General features: G+C 49.6%; 8 protein-coding genes. 6 read left to right on the top strand and 2 right to left on the bottom strand.

Annotated features, from left to right (window positions below; translation table 11 throughout):
- Positions 1–507 precede the first annotated feature (507 nt).
- The 5 genes from CHN51_RS00695 to CHN51_RS00675 all read left to right on the top strand — a co-directional run bounded on the left by CHN51_RS00695 (position 508) and on the right by CHN51_RS00675 (position 8,682).
- Positions 508–1,749: a site-specific integrase gene (locus tag CHN51_RS00695; RefSeq protein ID WP_100092309.1), complete on the top strand. Its 1,242-nt coding sequence runs from the start codon at positions 508–510 to the stop codon at positions 1,747–1,749.
- Positions 1,736–2,926 (top strand): site-specific integrase, encoded by a 1,191-nt coding sequence (locus tag CHN51_RS00690; protein ID WP_100092308.1) that lies wholly within the window; start codon positions 1,736–1,738, stop codon positions 2,924–2,926. Before CHN51_RS00695 ends, CHN51_RS00690 begins: the two co-directional genes overlap by 14 nt.
- A gap of 188 nt (positions 2,927–3,114) precedes the next feature.
- Positions 3,115–5,529 carry a type I restriction enzyme HsdR N-terminal domain-containing protein gene (locus CHN51_RS00685; RefSeq protein ID WP_100092307.1) on the top strand — a complete coding sequence of 805 codons (2,415 nt, stop codon included), beginning with the start codon at positions 3,115–3,117 and terminating at the stop codon, positions 5,527–5,529.
- A 115-nt stretch (positions 5,530–5,644) separates the two neighbouring features.
- Positions 5,645–6,853 (top strand): SIR2 family protein, encoded by a 1,209-nt coding sequence (locus CHN51_RS00680; RefSeq protein WP_164088930.1) that lies wholly within the window; start codon positions 5,645–5,647, stop codon positions 6,851–6,853.
- Positions 6,850–8,682 carry an ATP-binding protein gene (locus tag CHN51_RS00675; protein ID WP_100092305.1) on the top strand — a complete coding sequence of 611 codons (1,833 nt, stop codon included), beginning with the start codon at positions 6,850–6,852 and terminating at the stop codon, positions 8,680–8,682. The genes CHN51_RS00680 and CHN51_RS00675 overlap by 4 nt, the downstream gene beginning before the upstream one ends.
- 72 nt (positions 8,683–8,754) lie before the next feature.
- Here CHN51_RS00675 and CHN51_RS00670 read toward each other — a convergent pair whose 3' ends face one another.
- Positions 8,755–12,942, bottom strand: coding sequence for an Eco57I restriction-modification methylase domain-containing protein (locus CHN51_RS00670; RefSeq protein ID WP_100092304.1), 4,188 nt, complete (start codon positions 12,940–12,942; stop codon positions 8,755–8,757).
- Between the two features lie 629 nt (positions 12,943–13,571).
- Here CHN51_RS00670 and CHN51_RS00665 point away from each other — a divergent pair.
- Positions 13,572–16,073: a TonB-dependent receptor gene (locus CHN51_RS00665; protein ID WP_100092303.1), complete on the top strand. Its 2,502-nt coding sequence runs from the start codon at positions 13,572–13,574 to the stop codon at positions 16,071–16,073.
- Positions 16,074–16,300: 227 nt separating this feature from the next.
- Here CHN51_RS00665 and CHN51_RS00660 read toward each other — a convergent pair whose 3' ends face one another.
- Positions 16,301–17,272 (bottom strand): LysR substrate-binding domain-containing protein, encoded by a 972-nt coding sequence (locus tag CHN51_RS00660; RefSeq protein ID WP_100092302.1) that lies wholly within the window; start codon positions 17,270–17,272, stop codon positions 16,301–16,303.
- Between the last annotated feature and the right edge of the window lie 59 nt (positions 17,273–17,331).

Genomic DNA, 17,331 nt, shown 5'->3' with positions numbered 1-17,331 from the left:
ACTATTTTTGTTCGCTTCAGAAAGTGGTAGCGCCGAAAATGTCTTTCAAACCTAGCCCCCCGACCGTCGGCCTGAAAGACATTTTCTGCACTGTCGGTTGGCTTAAACCTAACAGGGAGAAATACAAGGTACTTTGCCGAAAGGCGATTCCATACAATCATTCCGGGAATCGAGTTGCTAACTATCAGGAATAAAGATTATTCAGAATTTCCGTATCGATTCTGGCCATTTGCGACCCGGGCTGGCGTTGATATGGAAAACACCCAAATCGGGTGACATAGGGGCAGCGGAATCCCCATTCTGCTGCCCTTATTTTTTGCTCGTGCTTTAGTTTGTAATTCTAGCCATGGGGTAATTGTGGAACGCCGATGTCAAGCATCAGCGCGCGTTTTTATCCATGCTATCCACGTGGCATAACGCCACATGATGTAATCGAGAAAATTCCTAGAAATTTACTGCCGAGCTGGGAACAAAAGAGCGCACACCGTACGCAACTATAGTTGCAGTATGGAAAGAAAATCGCAGAAAACAAGCAAACATAATTCCTCAAATGACCATCAGTTAGATGGGTCACAATTACAGAGGGTCGCCCGTCCCAAAAAGACGGTACGCCTAAAGCTGGACGGAAACGTTGCCCGCCGCGCCTCGCTGAAAGTAGGTGTGACATGGGATATTGAACTTCCCGGATTTGGATTGCGGAAGCGGGCAAACGGGAAAGTTACTTGGGTCCTTAAATACCGGTATCGCGGACAACAGCGGATGAAGACGTTGGGCGAGGCAAGGGTGGTGACTGCCCAGATCGCAAGAACCAAAGCACGGAAGCTGATCGCGGAGGCAGCGCTTGTTGGATTGCCTACAAAACCCAAGCAAAAATATGTTCCCCGATTTGATGAATATGTCCACGAGTTCTGGCGCGACTATGCACAGCACTGGAAACCAACAACCCAAAAAGCTTGTCAGGGATATATTACGCGGGAGCTAGTGCCAGTATTTGGAAAAATGCAGATCGACCAGATCGTGCGCACCGATATCAACAGGTGGCGTGATGCACTGTCCAAGCGCACCGGCGTTTTCAATCGTACCATCCCGCTAATGTCTGTGATGATACGCTATGCCGAGCAATTGGGTTATCGGCGCAAGGCAACAAATCCGTGTCGCGGTATATCCCGTTACAAGCGCGATCTTCCCAAACACTATCTGTCACCCATTGAATATAAACGATTGGGTAGGGTGCTGGCAGAATTTGATCTTCCCAATCCCGATGTTGTTCCGGCAATCCTGATGTTGCTCTATACCGGAGCCAGAGCCTCCGAAATCGAAATGCTGCGCTGGCGTTATATTCAGATACCGCGCCTCGTATTGCCGGATAGCAAAACTGGCCCCAAGACAATCTACCTGAACGGCCAAGCCATTGATGTGCTTGGCGCGCTTGAACAAGGCAAGCCGGATGATTTTGTCTTTCAGGCGATCCGGTCGGACGGCCCGATCAAGTTAAGTCAGTATTGGTATAAAATCAGGAAACGAGCCGCGCTTCCAGATGTCCGGCTGCACGACCTACGCCATAGCTTTGCCTCGACTGCCATTGCAGATGGCATTCCGCTTGCGATCATTGGAAAATTGTTAGGTCATGCGCTTCCAGAATCTACCGCCCGCTATGCGCACCTAGCAGATGATGTGATCTGCGAATCTGCCGAGCGTGTTTGTTCCGGCCTCGCGTCTCAAATGGGGTTGTCTCATGACCAGTTATGATTTGAGGCGCGTCATTGGCGAAGAGCTTGCCCGCGTCGAAAATCGTTTTGACAAATTTGGCAAGCCGGAGCGCAAAACCATCTTTGACAAAGTTGTTCCTGGCTTTGGTGTGCGCAAACATGTTTCAGGCCGGAGGGTCTATATCCTGCAAATGCGTATTGGCGGACGCCAGCGCACGGTGACGATTGCAAATGCTGCCGTCATAAGCGAAGCGGTGGCAAAGGGCGTTGCGCGGCGTCTGATCTTGCGCATTGAGCTTGGAATGAACCCGGCAGATGAAAAGAAACGCTCGCGTAACATGCCCAGCTATGAGCAGTTTCTGGAATATTATTGGGAAACCGCTTCGCCCAACTGGAAGCCATCGACCCGCAAAACGCAGAGCTTCTATCGACGCAAGCATCTGAACAAAGCCTTTGAAGGCAAATTTCTGGATGAGATCGAACCCGCCGATGCCATTCGTTGGCATGCACAGCTTACCCGAGCAGCAGGACCGGGAGCGGCCAACCGCGCTAGTGAAATCCTGCGCGCTATGTTCAACAAGGCCGAGCAATGGGGATATCTTTCAGAGAACAGCAATCCGATTAACGCAATAAAACGCAATCGTGGACGAAAGATCGAGCGCTTTCTAACTCCAGAAGAAGCCTCGACATTGGGAAAGGCGCTTATCAAAACCCGCAAAGATCAACCGATCATCGCGACGATTATCATGTTGCTGGCACTTACAGGTTGCAGGCGCGGGGAGATCGTCAATCTCAAATGGTCAGAGGTTCATGGACGCCGCCTGAAACTGAGCGATAGCAAAACCGGACCTCGTATAGTCTGGCTTGGAAAAGATGCACAGGTGCTTATTGCCAGCATTCCGCGCCAGAAGGGAGAGGCGCGGGTGTTTCCCATGGAACACAAAAGGCCGGGTAACGCGGTCGGGTGTTTTTGGGCAAAGTTTAGGGTGGAAATTGATCTGGAGGATGTGCGGATTCATGATTTGCGGCATAACTATGCCAGTTTTGCTGCGCGGAAATCAGAGACATTGCCGATGATTGGGAAGCTGCTGGGGCATTCAAATGTCGGTTCCACTCATCGCTATGCGCATCTCGATGATGCTGTTCTGCTGGAGGCGACAGGTAGAGTTGGAACTAAAATACACACAACTATGGGACGATTGTCGCAATACGGTTAGAAACCAACAAAAACTAAATAGGACTAAAGGACACTAACTCAGTTTTCGAAACGATAGCGGCCGGTTATGTGTTTGGAATACTTTCCATAATGCAATTTAAGTTTGTGTTTCAAATGATCTTAGTTCCTAAGTGCAGTTGGTGGTATACTGGCATCTAAAGTAATTGAATCAAAAGAATTGGTGCTGGAATGGGTGCAAAAAAAGTAACCGTAGGCGAGACTGAAGCAGATATAGAAGTACGAATTTCTCAGGCATTGAATTTGGTTTTTCCATGGCTGGCTCCAAACTCTCTCAAGCATCAATTAACTTGGAAATTTGTTCTCGGTCACAAGCAACATCCAGTCGATGGCGGCACAGTTTCGCTTGCTCAAGGCCGACTTGATATTTTGATTACCCAAGACGACAGACCTATTGCGATTCTGGAACTTAAGCGCCCTAACTTATCGCTCACTGAAGCTGATGTCGAACAAGGCTTGTCCTACGCAAGGGTAATGCATCCCCAACCGCCACTTGTAGTGGTGACAAATGGCAAAGATGTAGAATTATATGAAACGCACTCAGGCGATATTTGGAAGCCTGAAGTCAAGAATGAGCAAACTATCAAGCAGCTATTTAACGCCGCTGGTCATGCGTCTTCAGCCGACCTCAATAAAGCCGTGGAAACGCTTCTTGGTCCAGATTCCACATTATGGATAAATGCTATTCGCGAAGCAACTTCTGCCACAATCTCCGATATGACAGGCGATTGGAATGATCCGACCGCTATTTTCGTTGATGGCTTCCATATCCCACGTACCGTCGAATCCGAAATTACAAAAAATCTGATGGATGAACCACGCGTCATTTTCATTGAGGGACCACCTCTGGTCGGAAAGACTCATGTACTAAAGCAATTGGCTGATGTGGCGGAACCACATGAAGACTTTGTGGTGTTGCTAGTCGAAGCTGGGGGCGGGGCGGCTACGGGAATAATTCGCGCAATAACTGATTTGCTCTCGTCCGCTCTTGGATGGGGAGTTAAAGAAGGCGACGTTCGCCGTTGGTTGAAACGTCATTCACATGGGGAAGGCCCGGTATTGGTATTGGCAGTCGATGGCCTTAGTTTAGAACATGCTACAGTTCAGCAAGAGCTTGCTCAACTTAGCTCAAATAGTTTTGGTGATCGGCTAAAATTGCTGATTGAGGCTGATGAATCTCTGATGGAAAACCTGTGGTATTCTAAGGGTCGACACAAATTAACTCCACTCGCGCGACGATCAATCAGAATTGATGTTGGACCGCTTTCGAACGATGAGTTTGATGATGCGCGAAACCAGTTCGCGACAAATGGCATGTATTTTTTTGATGGTGCTGAGAATGCAGAAGAATATCGTTTGCCATGGGTTCTCCGAGCAATGGGCAATGACGTAGTCGGTGCGCCCGAGCAAAAATCGGGCCTAATTGCAATGCTACCACCGATGCTAAGTCTTGAGCTGATTCATCGCGTTCGTGAAAAATTTGATAATCCACATCTAAATAACCTCGCTGAGCGCATAGCTCAGGTAGCAATGTTAGAATACGAATCGGGCAATCGAAGTTCCGAACTTGTACTTCGTGGGATACACAATTTTATCATTCGTCGAGCGTTTTTTCGCACTCATATTGAACATTCAGAGTTCAAGGAAATGCTCGATTGCAACTTGGTGAAAGTTATTGTCGATGAGAATGGCGGGCAACTCATTGTCGGGAGACTACCCGAATTGATTGCTTCCGAACTTAGCCGAATTCTAGCGGATCGGTTATCTGATCATATGGATCAAAATGCGCATTCAGAAACTGTGAATTGGTTCGCCGGCATCACGTCAAACCTTCCGATGGGCGACGTTATCGGCGCTTTTGCGATGATCGACACCTTATCACTCCGGAAGGGGCTGCCGTTTGAATTCATTTCTAACATGCTTCAACAAGCGCCTGAAATCCAGAAATTGAAATCCGGAACAAAGATGGTGACCATGTTTCCCGGCATCGGAGAAATTGAACTCGAAGTTGGCGAAAATGGGAGGGTCACATTTGGACGAAATGGTCATAAGGAATTTCATATCGAGGATGAAAGTATAAATTCCACATATGGCAACTTACAGTCATGGCAAATTCTATCCCATCTTGGCGGTTACCCAATTGAGGTTCCGGTAAATGACGATTCACACCCCAATCCTCGACTTGATCCGGCTATTTTAGCTACGGTTGGCACAAGCCGCGTACTTCTCCGGCGACCACAAGAAGATCCATCAAAAACGGGCATGCTGGTTCACGATCTGGAGGAAGGAGGAGAAACAGCATGCGATCATGCTGGTTTTATAGAACCAATTACATTTTCAATTTTCAAGTTTTTAAAGCGCGACGCGGACACCAAGCATCTCGACGACTGGTTAATGGAATGTTGCGACGAACGTGACCAATCGTTGTTATCCCGATTGGCGCTTGCGCTTCGCTATGTTGCACTTGGTAAAGATTCCAAGTTGACTAAATGGGCTACGACCTGGCGCAATGATCATGTTTTACCTGCTCTGAAATTATCCCGTGATCTAAATTCAAAAACAGAAGTTTCAAACGAAGATGGTTGAAGCAGTAAAAATATGAATGCATGATCTTGATACAGAAAAATCAAAACATTGCTGACTATTACCTTGTGATTACTCAATTCATATTCCAAGTTAGGTAATAAGAATGAGAGGAAAAATGAGTTCAGATATTGAAGCAGCAACGCAGCTAGATCGGCATTTGCGAGCACCAAGGCAAGTTTGGCTCACTGGCGCTGGTATAAGTTTTGGAGCGGGGTTACCATTAATGTACCCGCTAACTGATCGAATTCTAGGCTTGTTAGCAAATGACGCTGATCATGCCGAGGCGTATCGCCTAATTGGCAGTGTCAAAAAAGACCTTCCTGAAACGCTACATATTGAGCATATATTGAGCCACTTGGGTGATCTCATTGCCTTGTCCGAACGGGCAAATGACCAGTCTACTGCGCTGGATGGAGAAAGAGTTCATAAAGACGCTTTGATATCAGCTCACCACCTTATTCTTCGGCACATACGAGATATCTTGAAGTGGGGATACCGACCCGCAAATGGCGACCAAGAGGAAAAAGTAGGAAAGTTTGGAGAACCTATTGTCACGGTGGATGAGCATAGGAAGTTTGTGCGCGCATTGTATAAAATTAATAGAGCTGGGTTGGACGATCAGCGGGAAGCCATTCAGTTCGTAACCACAAATTATGATACACTAATTGAAGACGCTCTGGCGCTTGAGTTAATTCCCTATGTGGATGGCTTTGAAGGTGGCGCAATCGCTGCATGGGATGAAAGGATATTTGACGCGCAAAGGGAAGATTTAAAAGCCAAGGCAGTTCTGACAAAATTGCATGGATCAATTGACTGGTTTCGCAGTAGTTCTGAAAATGGCCGACTTTTTCGTGTGAGGCATGATGATCAATTCCCAGATCGTTCCGACGCTTCCGGTAATGTGGTTATCTATCCGCAGTCTACAAAATATATGGCAACTCGCGAAGACCCTTTCGGTTACCTATTTCAGCGACTTAGAGGTCTGCTATCCCAAAACCGCCAACAAGTACTGTTCGTTTGCGGATATTCATTCGGAGACGAGCACATTGATGCCATTATCGCTGAACATCTTTTGCATAAAGATAACAAGACAACGCTTGTGGCCTTTTCTGATGAAAGGCAGGAGAAGCTTGAAGAGTGGGGTAATTCTTCCGCTGGAGAACGAATTTTTGTCCTGAGCAAGGCGGGGCTTTATCGCGGTAATAGTGGTCCATTTTTTCCGAACCCCGATGTTGAAAATGATAGAACTTGGTGGACATTCAGCGGCGCAACAAATCTATTGGAGAATGGCCTTCCAGATGATGTGGCGGAGGCAATTGCATGAACGATTTTGATCTAAATCCCGATCTACAAATAGGTACAGTGTTCGAGGTGTCAGGAACCACGGTAAAGATTGCCTTACGTCGCAGTTTAACCGAGCTAGTACAAACGCATGGCGGTACAGTTTACTCGGTTGGTCAGATTGGAAGTTTGATAAAGCTACATATGGGCCGAAATATTTTGTTTGCTATGGTTCGCTTGCTGCGTTTGCAGACTGACGAAGAATTCGCAGCCAAAGAAATTACAGAAAGCCAAGATCATAGAGTCATTGAAGCCGACTTGTTTGGCGAAGCAAGATTGCAAAAGTCCACTACAACCTTGAACTTTGATCGAGGAGTTCGAAACTCGCCATTGCCCTTGCAGGCCGTATATTTGGTCAAATCATCTGAAACCAGAAAACTATACACGGCTATAGAGAAGCAGGCGGATGGAGGCCTGAACAAATTCATCACATTTGGCTCCTACGTTGGAGCCGATAACGTAGCTTGTCACGCGGACATGGATAAGCTGTTTGGGCAACATTTTGCCGTTTTGGGATCAACGGGATCGGGAAAGTCGACTGCGGTCGCGGCGATATTGAAGGCCTCATTGAACCATAAGCCTTTTCCAGAAAGCGAAGATTCTAAACCCAGAATAATCATAATAGACCCTCACGGCGAATATGGGCACGCGTTTGGAGACAAGGCAACTGTTTATCGAGGCTTTAGCGAGGACAACAATGACGCCGCAGCGGCATCAACTGTCCAACTTCCATACTGGCTTATGTCAAGTGACGAGTTTCGTCAGTTGGTCATTGGCAAAACTGAATTTGAGGCCACATCACAAGCAAACGTAGTGTATAAGGCGCTCGCTCACGCCAGAATGCACTCGGAAGGATTAGTCATTTCTGCCGACGATCCTGTACGCAAATCAGATGGTTTGGGTCACCCGGATTTACCCCGACCAACTCCACAGACCGACGCATCTCAAATCGCACAGTTCAATCGCGACAGCCCGATACCTTTTGATCTAGATGAGTTTGAGCGTCATATCATTTTGGCTCAGAATAATCGCCAGATGCGAAATGGATGGGAACCGTTAACTGATGGTGATTATGAAAAGAAGTTCGCCTCGATACTTGATAAGTTAAAGACTTTGCGGCTCGATAGTCGCATCGCATTTTTGATGAAAAACTATCAAGTTGGCCAATCTGGGTTGGCCGATATTTTGGCCCAGTTTGTAGGTTTGCAGGCGGACCAACCTAATTCACCTATAAGAATACTCGATATTTCAGGTCTTCCAACGGAAGTTGCAGGTCCGTTGACAGCCGTAATGTCCAGACTTCTTTTTTCGTATAAAGTCGCGCAAACTCGCGAAGAACGCGAAGGTGATCCAATCTTGCTAGTCTGTGAAGAAGCGCATCGATACGTTCCTGATAGGGGCGAGGCTCAATATGCTGCCGCCCAAGACGCGGTGCGTCGTATCGCGCGAGAAGGGCGAAAATATGGAATAGCTTTAATGCTAGTTTCGCAGAGACCGTCGGACGTTGAAAGTACGGTTTTATCGCAATGCAATTCTTGGTTGGTACTTCGCCTAACCAATGGCCGTGATCAGGAGCACGTTAGTCGTTTTCTGCCGGATACTATGGCAGGTTTAACAAAGCTTCTCCCTTCATTGCCGAGACGCGAGGCGTTATTTGTTGGAGAAGCGGCTGCGCTTCCTTCTAGGATAAAATTAACCTTTCTTCCAGAGGACGAGCGACCTGCATCGAACGATATATCTTTTGCCAACGGATGGTCACACGACTTTCCAAATAGCGCTGCTTTACAAGCAGTAGCGGCTCGCATGAGATGAAAGCAATGTCGCGTTAATTCACTTTGGACGTTATATCTTTTGTTCTCTGATTCCTCAATATTACTTGGTATTTCAAATCATTGGTGTTGATGGCATGCGCGGCGGAGCGGAACGCCACATTAGTGCAACCTCTTCTTCAGTTAGCCCGTAAGCACGGTCAACCATAGTGGCAAGAGCGCGCTCATGCCCGATCTGCACGTTCCGTGCGTTGCGCGCAGGTTCGGCGATTTCAGTAAATGCGTCACGCAGTTGACGTAACGCCCCGGGGGTAAGTTCGTGACGACGTGGCAAGGCAGCTCGAACAGAACTTATAAAATTGTCACTATCCAATTTACTTGATTGTCGAAGCATTGCCGGAAATGCTCTCGTTTCAAAAGTTTGCTCCAACCAATCGAAAAGAGTCTCGTCTGCAATTCGAATTTCGCGGAGAGCTTCTCTGACCGCCAACGAGCGCTCAGTCGATTCTCCAAGCTCCGACTCTACCGGTGCGACAACGGGAAATGGGCTGATGTAAGACTCCATAAACCGAAGGGCTTCATCCTTTCCATGTTGTGCCTTTCGCCAAGAATACCACCACATAATCGGAGAATTCAGTAAAGTTGGAAGCCAAGGGTCAGTGGAATTAAGAAAATAGGCCGTGTTATTGATGTAGCGGCTATCGTCGTCAAAGGCGAAACTGTTTGACCAAGTAATTTCTGTATATACAATCTTGGGCTGCTCCATGGCAGCGTAGTAAGCACATGGGCGAAGTTCCCACCAATATCGACCTTGATCTCCACGGTGACGCAATCCTTTAAGTTTACCATCCCTTCTTACGCTTTCGAGCGCCTTGAAATGGCGATGGATAGATGGATACGTCTGTTCCAAAATAGATTCTGCATCTGCCTCATTAGGTGCGTCTGCCCACGGCCAATCATGGTCGCTGCTTGATTTCATTACAATCATCCAGAGTCCATTCCAGTCTGGCAGCCAACGATTGATGTCCTGACCGCGCAAATATGGCTTGATGAGATCGTTTGCTGCTGGGTCCTCTTGGATTAATCGTTCACGCGTAGGTCCATCAATTAGGAATGCCTCATTAAATCCAGTTTTAATTCCATATTGTGGACTGACTCCTGAATACTCTAGAAGAGGAACGCCGCGTTCCTTGATTTTTCGGAGCAATGAAGCAATTTCTGGTGGTTCAAGAACCCAAGAATCCGCATTAAGGTCACTCCTTGGAGCTTGATAGGTAGCAGCCTCGACCGCGTCAGCTAATCCTTCTCGCGGTACATCGTCGCGCGGGATGACAGCAAGATCGAATTCTTCGGGAACGGCTGTTGGTAGTGGTTTACGAACGCTTATTACACATGGAAAGACATCTGCGTCTGGAAAAAGATGGCGCGCATGGCCGAAGTCTACAAGAAATTCGACCCACACTTGTTCCGAAAACATTTGGCGCAGCTTTTTGGCATAACCAGCCTTAAGCCATTTGTTAGTGACCACGTAGCCCATTCGACCTCCAGGTCGCAACAAGTTGACTCCTTGTTCGTAAAAATAAACGTAGAGATCGGCAGTTCCTGAGAAGGTTGAATAGCTTTTTTTGAGTGCAGGTTTTACAGAACTAATTTCCTCATGCCGGACATATGGCGGGTTGCCGATAACGGCATCAAAGCCTCCCTCACGATCAACTGATGACAGTTCACTCCAGACGCCCGGGAAAGCAATCTCCCAATTAAAAAAACGTTGTTCCTCTATCAGTTCACGTGCTTCACGAACCAAGTCATGGGCAAGACTTCGGCGGCGCTCGTCCGGTCGAACTTCTGGCATCAGACTGCCTTGCAGCCTTTCATCATCGCCAGCTTCAAGGGCGACCTGTCCTTCAACTACTAGAACAGAAGTGTCCCCACTAGCGATTTTACTCGGATCGCCGAAGCTGCCTTCATACACTAGTTTCATAACCTCTGCGCGATCAAACCGGCGTCTAGCTTCATCAGCGCGAGCGACGGCTCGTTCAATTCTGAGAGCTTCTTTGGCTTTAGCAGTTCTTTCCGTTTGGGTATCTTCTGGCATAGAATCCAGCCGTCGGTCGCCGTCAGCACGGATTTCGGATGCCCCTTCGCGTGGGCGACGAACATTGGTTCCCAACACTCCCATAAGTTCGTCAGATTTCGCCATGCAAAGCAATGCATTGAGAGGGCGGCTTGATTGCCCAACAGTCTCAAACAGTTCTTTTGACCGATGAACTTCTGTTAGATCAGTGTCCGTCAAGCCTTCGATAGTCTCCATATCCCTTACTACGTTGGCAAGGGGTGCCAAATGTTGATTGGCTAAAAGCGCGCCGCGCTCTTCAAGCCAATCCATCGTAGGTCGAACCCATGCTCCAAGCACACTGTTGCCACATCTCAAATGATGGTCGAGAAATGATAGCGGTGCGCCAACCGTAAAACTGTGCAACCATAGGGCGACTTTCGCCAATTCTACAGCCATCGGATTTAAATCAACACCATGCACACAGCGCTTCAGGACCATCCGTCTCACAATGTGTCGATCGTCCAACTGATCTTCGACGATTGGCCAACCATGTTCGCGAGCGTTAACGACTATCCCCTCGCGAAGTTTCGCAATTTGTTCAATTAATGGAGAAGCATAATCTGGGCCAGCGATAGCTTCGGCATCACCGATAGAAGTAAGTACCTTGTCAGATAGCCAGTCGACGAGGCTAACAAGGAAATGCCCGCTACCCATAGCGGGATCAACAATCCGAAGCGATAACAACGCTATCGCAGGATCCAATGCGATCAACTCTTCGCCCGTTGCTTCGTTGCCTACAGCCTCTTCAAATAAACTGCGGCGCTCATCAACCAGAGGCCCCACGGTTTTGTCTATAATTAATGAGACGAGTGGTTCGGGGGTATAGTACGAACCGGAGCGATGCCGAGCTTCATTGTCTTCGCGCGGACGCACATTGCCATGGCCGTCAACCTCAACGCCGTATTCTAATATGGATTCATAGATTGAACCCAATTGTTGTACAGAAAGGTCCCGATAATTAATGTACCTTTGCCGACCATCTTCTTCGCGATGAGAAAGCGACAGGATTGCTTGAGCCAAAACTTCGTCGGACAACCGTATGCGGGAGAGAAGCGGTATCTCCAATGGGTCGAACAATCCGCCGTTATAGGGAGGTATTCCAAGTTCATCATCACCTTCTGAGATCGCAGAAAAAATGGTCTCTAGTCTTGACCAATACGCAGTACTACGAGAAAGCTCTGCCTGTCCTTTCGTCCGACGGTCTGCGATATCCTGCCGTAAGCGGGTGAGACAATAGTTCGAATAAGGGCCACGTTCATCAGGCAATAGGTTACGATCTTCCGCATAAAGAACGAACAGAAGTCGATAAAGAAGGAACAATGCTGCTTGCCGTACCGTCTCGGCATATTCACTATCGATTTCAGCTGGACGCTCCGTGTCTGCCTCTGGAATAGAACTGATAAGCAGCGGAAAGACTTCCTCAAAGACAGTTTCAGCAAGGTCTTTCCTGACCTTTTCTTCCCAACGTTTCGCTTCCGCCAACGCGATAAGATGAAAGCTACGTCCTTGCTCTACCGGCAAGAAAGCACTCTTCCCAAAAATCAATAAGAAGAGGCGGAACCCATGATCTTGTGATAAATCTTGATCAGATGTTTCCTCTGATGAGCCTGCGAATTCGAATATCTTGCCAAGGTCAATTTCGAAGAATTCTTCTGCGACGGAAAGAGCATTCTGATAGTACAATCGCCATTGCCGTCCGTTGGTCAGTATACCCCACGGCATGTTACCTTCGGAAACGACTTCTGCTCGTCGTAAATAGTGCATTATCTGTGTAGAGGGTATGCCCGGTTCTCCTTGTCCCTCGCGGTCAAGTTGGCGGCCCCATCGTTTTGCTTCTACCAATGCCGCTCCGTGGCGGAATCGTTGCCATGGCTCTAGGTCTTTAGCGCGTTCGTCGGCTGCCGCCTCTGCAAAAAGTAGAGCATCTGGAACATCCTTACGCCCGCGCGCAGTCATATTTTGTTGTACTGATATGAACTCCCAACCAAGCATTTCGATTAACGGATAAACTAATTTTTCTTCTGTTTCGGCTTCGTTTGGATTTCGCCTCTGTGCAAGATCATTGAGCAAGGCGGAAGCCTTTTCTGCGGCCAATTTTACAGTCACATCATCAAGGTTTTTCCACTCAGGTGTTTCAGTAATGCCCTCGACCAACCAATCCTTTGTAAACAACGCACCTTGGAACACTAATTTTCTCCCTGATCTGGAAGAAATAAACGCTTTTGACAAAGAAGCCACAGGTTCTTTTCATTATTCACCGCTGCAATTCCATTTCAAAGAATCATCCCCTTTCATGACGTAAACTAGCCCCTGTCCGGATGGTGCCTGGACAGCAACCCGCGCATCTTCAGGGCCGTGTTGCACCGCTTTGCGCTGCTTCCCGTACCACCCCTTCGAGCGGCGTTGCCCTCATTATCATTCGGTGCAGTCCAGACCCCAGCCGGACTTTTCGGGGCTTAGTCAAAGGGATGGTCCCTTGGACGAACAAAATAGCTTCGAAAGGCAAAATGATGAAAAACACAGTCACTCTCGTCGGCTTCGTAGGCAATAATCCAGAGGTTCGCGAAACCAAGTCAGATGCGACAATTGCAAACTTATCTGGTTGCTGCGGTTAATGCGTCCGCGCAAGATAGCGTTGATCATGCGAGACACCTAGTTCAAACGACCTATAACATTTTCTGATAACCTCTTCGTAAAACGTGATGGCATTCAATTTATCATAGAATGCTTGTGGCCCCTGCGCTAGCAGATTGTAGCGGATAAGGGAGTCGCGCTTGGGAAACCAATCGCGACGCACCATTAAGAGGGGAAATATCATGAAGGCGCAAAATCAACAATTGATCAGAACGTCGTATCTGGCGCTCGCGATGGGCTTAGCCGGTCTGTCTTTGGCCACACCGGCCATGGCACAGGACGAAGCGACTGGAAGGCAGTCGACTTCTGCTGACACAACGAACGGCGGAGGCATAATCATTGTCACCGGTACCCGCCGCAACGACCTCACGGCAGCAGATTCTCCCACGCCCATCGACATTATTTCATCAGAGCAACTGCTCAGCCAGAGCTCGTCCGATGTCAACGACATCCTGCGCACGCAGGTACCCTCTCTCAACATCCAGCGCCTGGTTAGCAACGATGGTGCGGTGTTTACAAGGCCCTTCTCGCTGCGCGGACTGCCGCCTGACCAGACGCTGGTTCTGGTCAACGGCAAGCGTCGGCATCGCGGCGCGACGGTGCAGTTCACCAACGTTCCCTATATTCGCGGTTCGCAGGGTCCCGATCTGTCGGCAATCCCGTCGATCGCCATCGGTCAACTCGAAGTGCTGCGCGACGGTGCCTCGGCTCTTTACGGTTCGGATGCGATAGCTGGTGTACTCAATTTTCGGCTGCGGGATGACCGCGAAGGAGGAAACCTAACCGCGCGCTACGGCCAGTATTACGCTGGCGACGGCGAAGACATGCTCGTCCAGGGCAATATTGGCCTGCCGTTTACAGCCGATGGCTTTATCAATATCAGTGGCGAATACGTCAACACCAATACCACTTCGCGCGGGCTGCAGCGTCCTGACGCACAGGCGCTGATCGACGCCGGCGTTTCAGGTGTGCCAGTGCCGGCGCAGCGCTGGGGCAATCCCGAAACCGAGGCGGCACGGCTGTTCGTCAACGCCGGACTTGACCTCAATGATTCGATGGAGGCTTACGTCTTCGGCAATTACAGCTGGAGCAGCGGCGTGACCGGTTTTTTCTACCGCAATCCGAACACGAGCTTTCTCAACACCAGCGTTCCGCTAACGACGATGCCGGGCGGCCCACGTTTTTCTTTCCGTGATATTTTCCCCGGCGGTTATACACCCAATTTTGGTGCCACGATCCGCGATCTGTCGTTGGTTGGCGGTACGCGCGGTGAACTGAGTAGCGGCCTTACCTATGATCTGAGCGCCAGCTATGGCCAGAATTCAGCCCGATACAATATCACCAATACCGTTAATCCATCACTCGGCTCGAATTCACCGACTGAGTTCAACATTGGTAAGCTCGAACAGAGCGAACTCAACTTCAACGCCGATATGACCTATCCGATTGATATCGGACTCGCCGAACCGCTCAACCTTGCCGGCGGACTTGAATATCGTCGTGAAACATATGAAATTACGGCCGGTGATGTGGCATCTTATCAGGTGGGGCCGTTCGCGTTACTCACAGATCCCGATACCGGTCTGAACGTTGGACTTCCGGTCGGTTCGAACGGCTTTCCGGGGTTTAGCCCAAGTCAGGCGGGTGTTTTTTCGCGCAACAATTGGGCGGCCTATACTGCGCTCGAAGGCGATCTAACCCCATGGCTGTCAGGCGGCGTTGCGCTGCGCTACGAGGATTTCTCCGATTTTGGCTCGACGTTCAACTGGAAAGTGAACGCCCGCGCGGAATTTTCAGACGCGATCGCAATCCGTGGATCAGTTAACACCGGCTTTCGCGCGCCGACGCCCGGCCAGGCGAACGCTTCCAACGTCAGTACCAACATCGATTCGGCAACTGGTGCACCGCTGACATCGGGCATTGTCGGTCCCAATAATCCAGTCGCCCAGTTCCTGGGTGCCGCGCCGCTCAAACCAGAGGATTCGTTCAATATCGCCGCTGGTATCGTGCTCACACCGCTTTCCCAGTTGACCTTCACGCTCGATTATTTCAACATCAAGGTCGATGATCGCATCGCACTTTCTGGCAATTTCGCGCTCTCTCAAGCACAGCGTGACCAACTCGCTGCGCTCGGCATCCCCGGCGGCGGCAGTTTCCAGCAACTGGCGTTCTTTACCAATGCATTCGACAGTCGAACGCAGGGCGTCGATGCGGTTCTGACCTATCGCTTCGATTTGGCTGATGGCAAGGCGACTTTGAGCACGAACGCCAACTATACCAAGACCAAAGTCACTCGCGCCAGCCCGGTCATCGCTGCAGACCGCGAACGGCTCCTCGAACTCGAGGACTTTGTACCCGAGTGGAAGGGCAATGTAGCGTTCAACTATCAAGGCGATCGACTCGGCTTTCTAGCGCGCGCCACCTATTACGGCAAGTGGACTGACTATGGGAGCACGCCGGCGAGTGATCAAACCGGCGGTGCGGAAATCCTCACCGATGTCGAAGTATCGTATCGTCTCAACGATATCGTTAGGCTGGCGGTTGGCGGCGAGAACATTTTCGACAATTTTCCTGACCGCGAAGCGCGCCAGTCGCAGATCAACAACGGTATCCAGTATATGCGCTTCGCACCCTCCGGCTTCAACGGCGGATTCTGGTACGTTCGCGCAACGACAACGTTCTAGAACATTGGCGATGGGGTCGATGCTTTCGTCGACCCCCGCTTCAGGATACGGTCCACTATATGATTAGTTCAAACCTCCGGCAGGCCTTGAGTCGGCACAAATACATTTGCTGCCAGCCCGGCGTGGCTCATGGACTTCATCAATTCGGCAGTTCGAATTGTCGCCTACAATACCAGTCTCAGTGCCGGAGTTACGAGTATAAATTCAAAATTATGCCGAATTCGTCTTCAATCTCTGGCTATAGCGGCTCGCTTCGTGTGTGCGGGACGGGTGGGAGTGTTGATGGCAGGCTCTCCAAAGGCTCCATCCGCGATCTTTTCGTCTCTGATCCGCATCATGATCTCAATAAAGCTAAGCGCTGCCTGCGACAGGGGGCGCAGCGAAGGTGTGTACAAGAGATATTCGAATTCGATACGCGGCAGAAATGGCAAGACGACAAGGCCTTGGGCAACAAAATCGATCGCAGTGGCAGGATTTATGATCGAACAACCGACGCCTTGAGCCACCAGATTGCAATGGGTAATAGCATATTGCGTTTCCACAACCAGGTCGCGTTCGACACCAGCGTCTTCGAAGATGCGATCAATGCGTCGACGCGTTTTGTCACCGTGCATCAGCGATATAAAGGGCTCACCCGCGAGATCGGTCGGCTCGATATGGGCTCGTCCTGCGAGCCGGTGTCCGGGAGACAGGATACAGGCCCCGACCGACCGCAGAAATCTGCTCGTAGATACACCAGGGATATCGTGGCCCCGTGTCGCGAGCCCAACGTCAAACTGCTGGTTCTCGATCAACTGACGGACAGTCGACGAACTATGCGTGTCAAGATGGATCGAAACACCAGGGTGATCTTTCTGGAACGCACGAATTACCTGAGGCAAGAAGCTGAAAGACAGCGCCGGCAGCGACGCAATGTGAAGATTGCCGGTCGAGAGGTTTCGGATGTCACTCGCCGTTTTTTTCAGAGCGTCGATGCCAATGAAGCTGCGCTCGACCTCATGGAAAAAATACCCAGCTTCAGGCGTAACGGTGAGCGCACTACCCTTCGAGCGAACGAAGAGCTTAAAGCCGATGGCATATTCGAGATCGGCGATGAGTTTGCTGACCGCCGGCTGAGACAAATGCATGGACTGAGCGGCTTGCGTAACCGATCCGGCTAGCATGACCGCCCGAAATGCTTCCAACTGTCGTAGGTTCATCCGTCACTCTCCAAAGTTATTACAAATCAATATAGACCAAAGTAAAAAGGAAGACGCAA

It is taken from the genome of Sphingorhabdus sp. YGSMI21 (assembly GCF_002776575.1).
Classification (GTDB): Bacteria; Pseudomonadota; Alphaproteobacteria; order Sphingomonadales; family Sphingomonadaceae; genus Parasphingorhabdus.
Note: the sequence above shows the minus strand (reverse complement) of the source record. Positions and strands in the feature narration are given on the sequence as shown.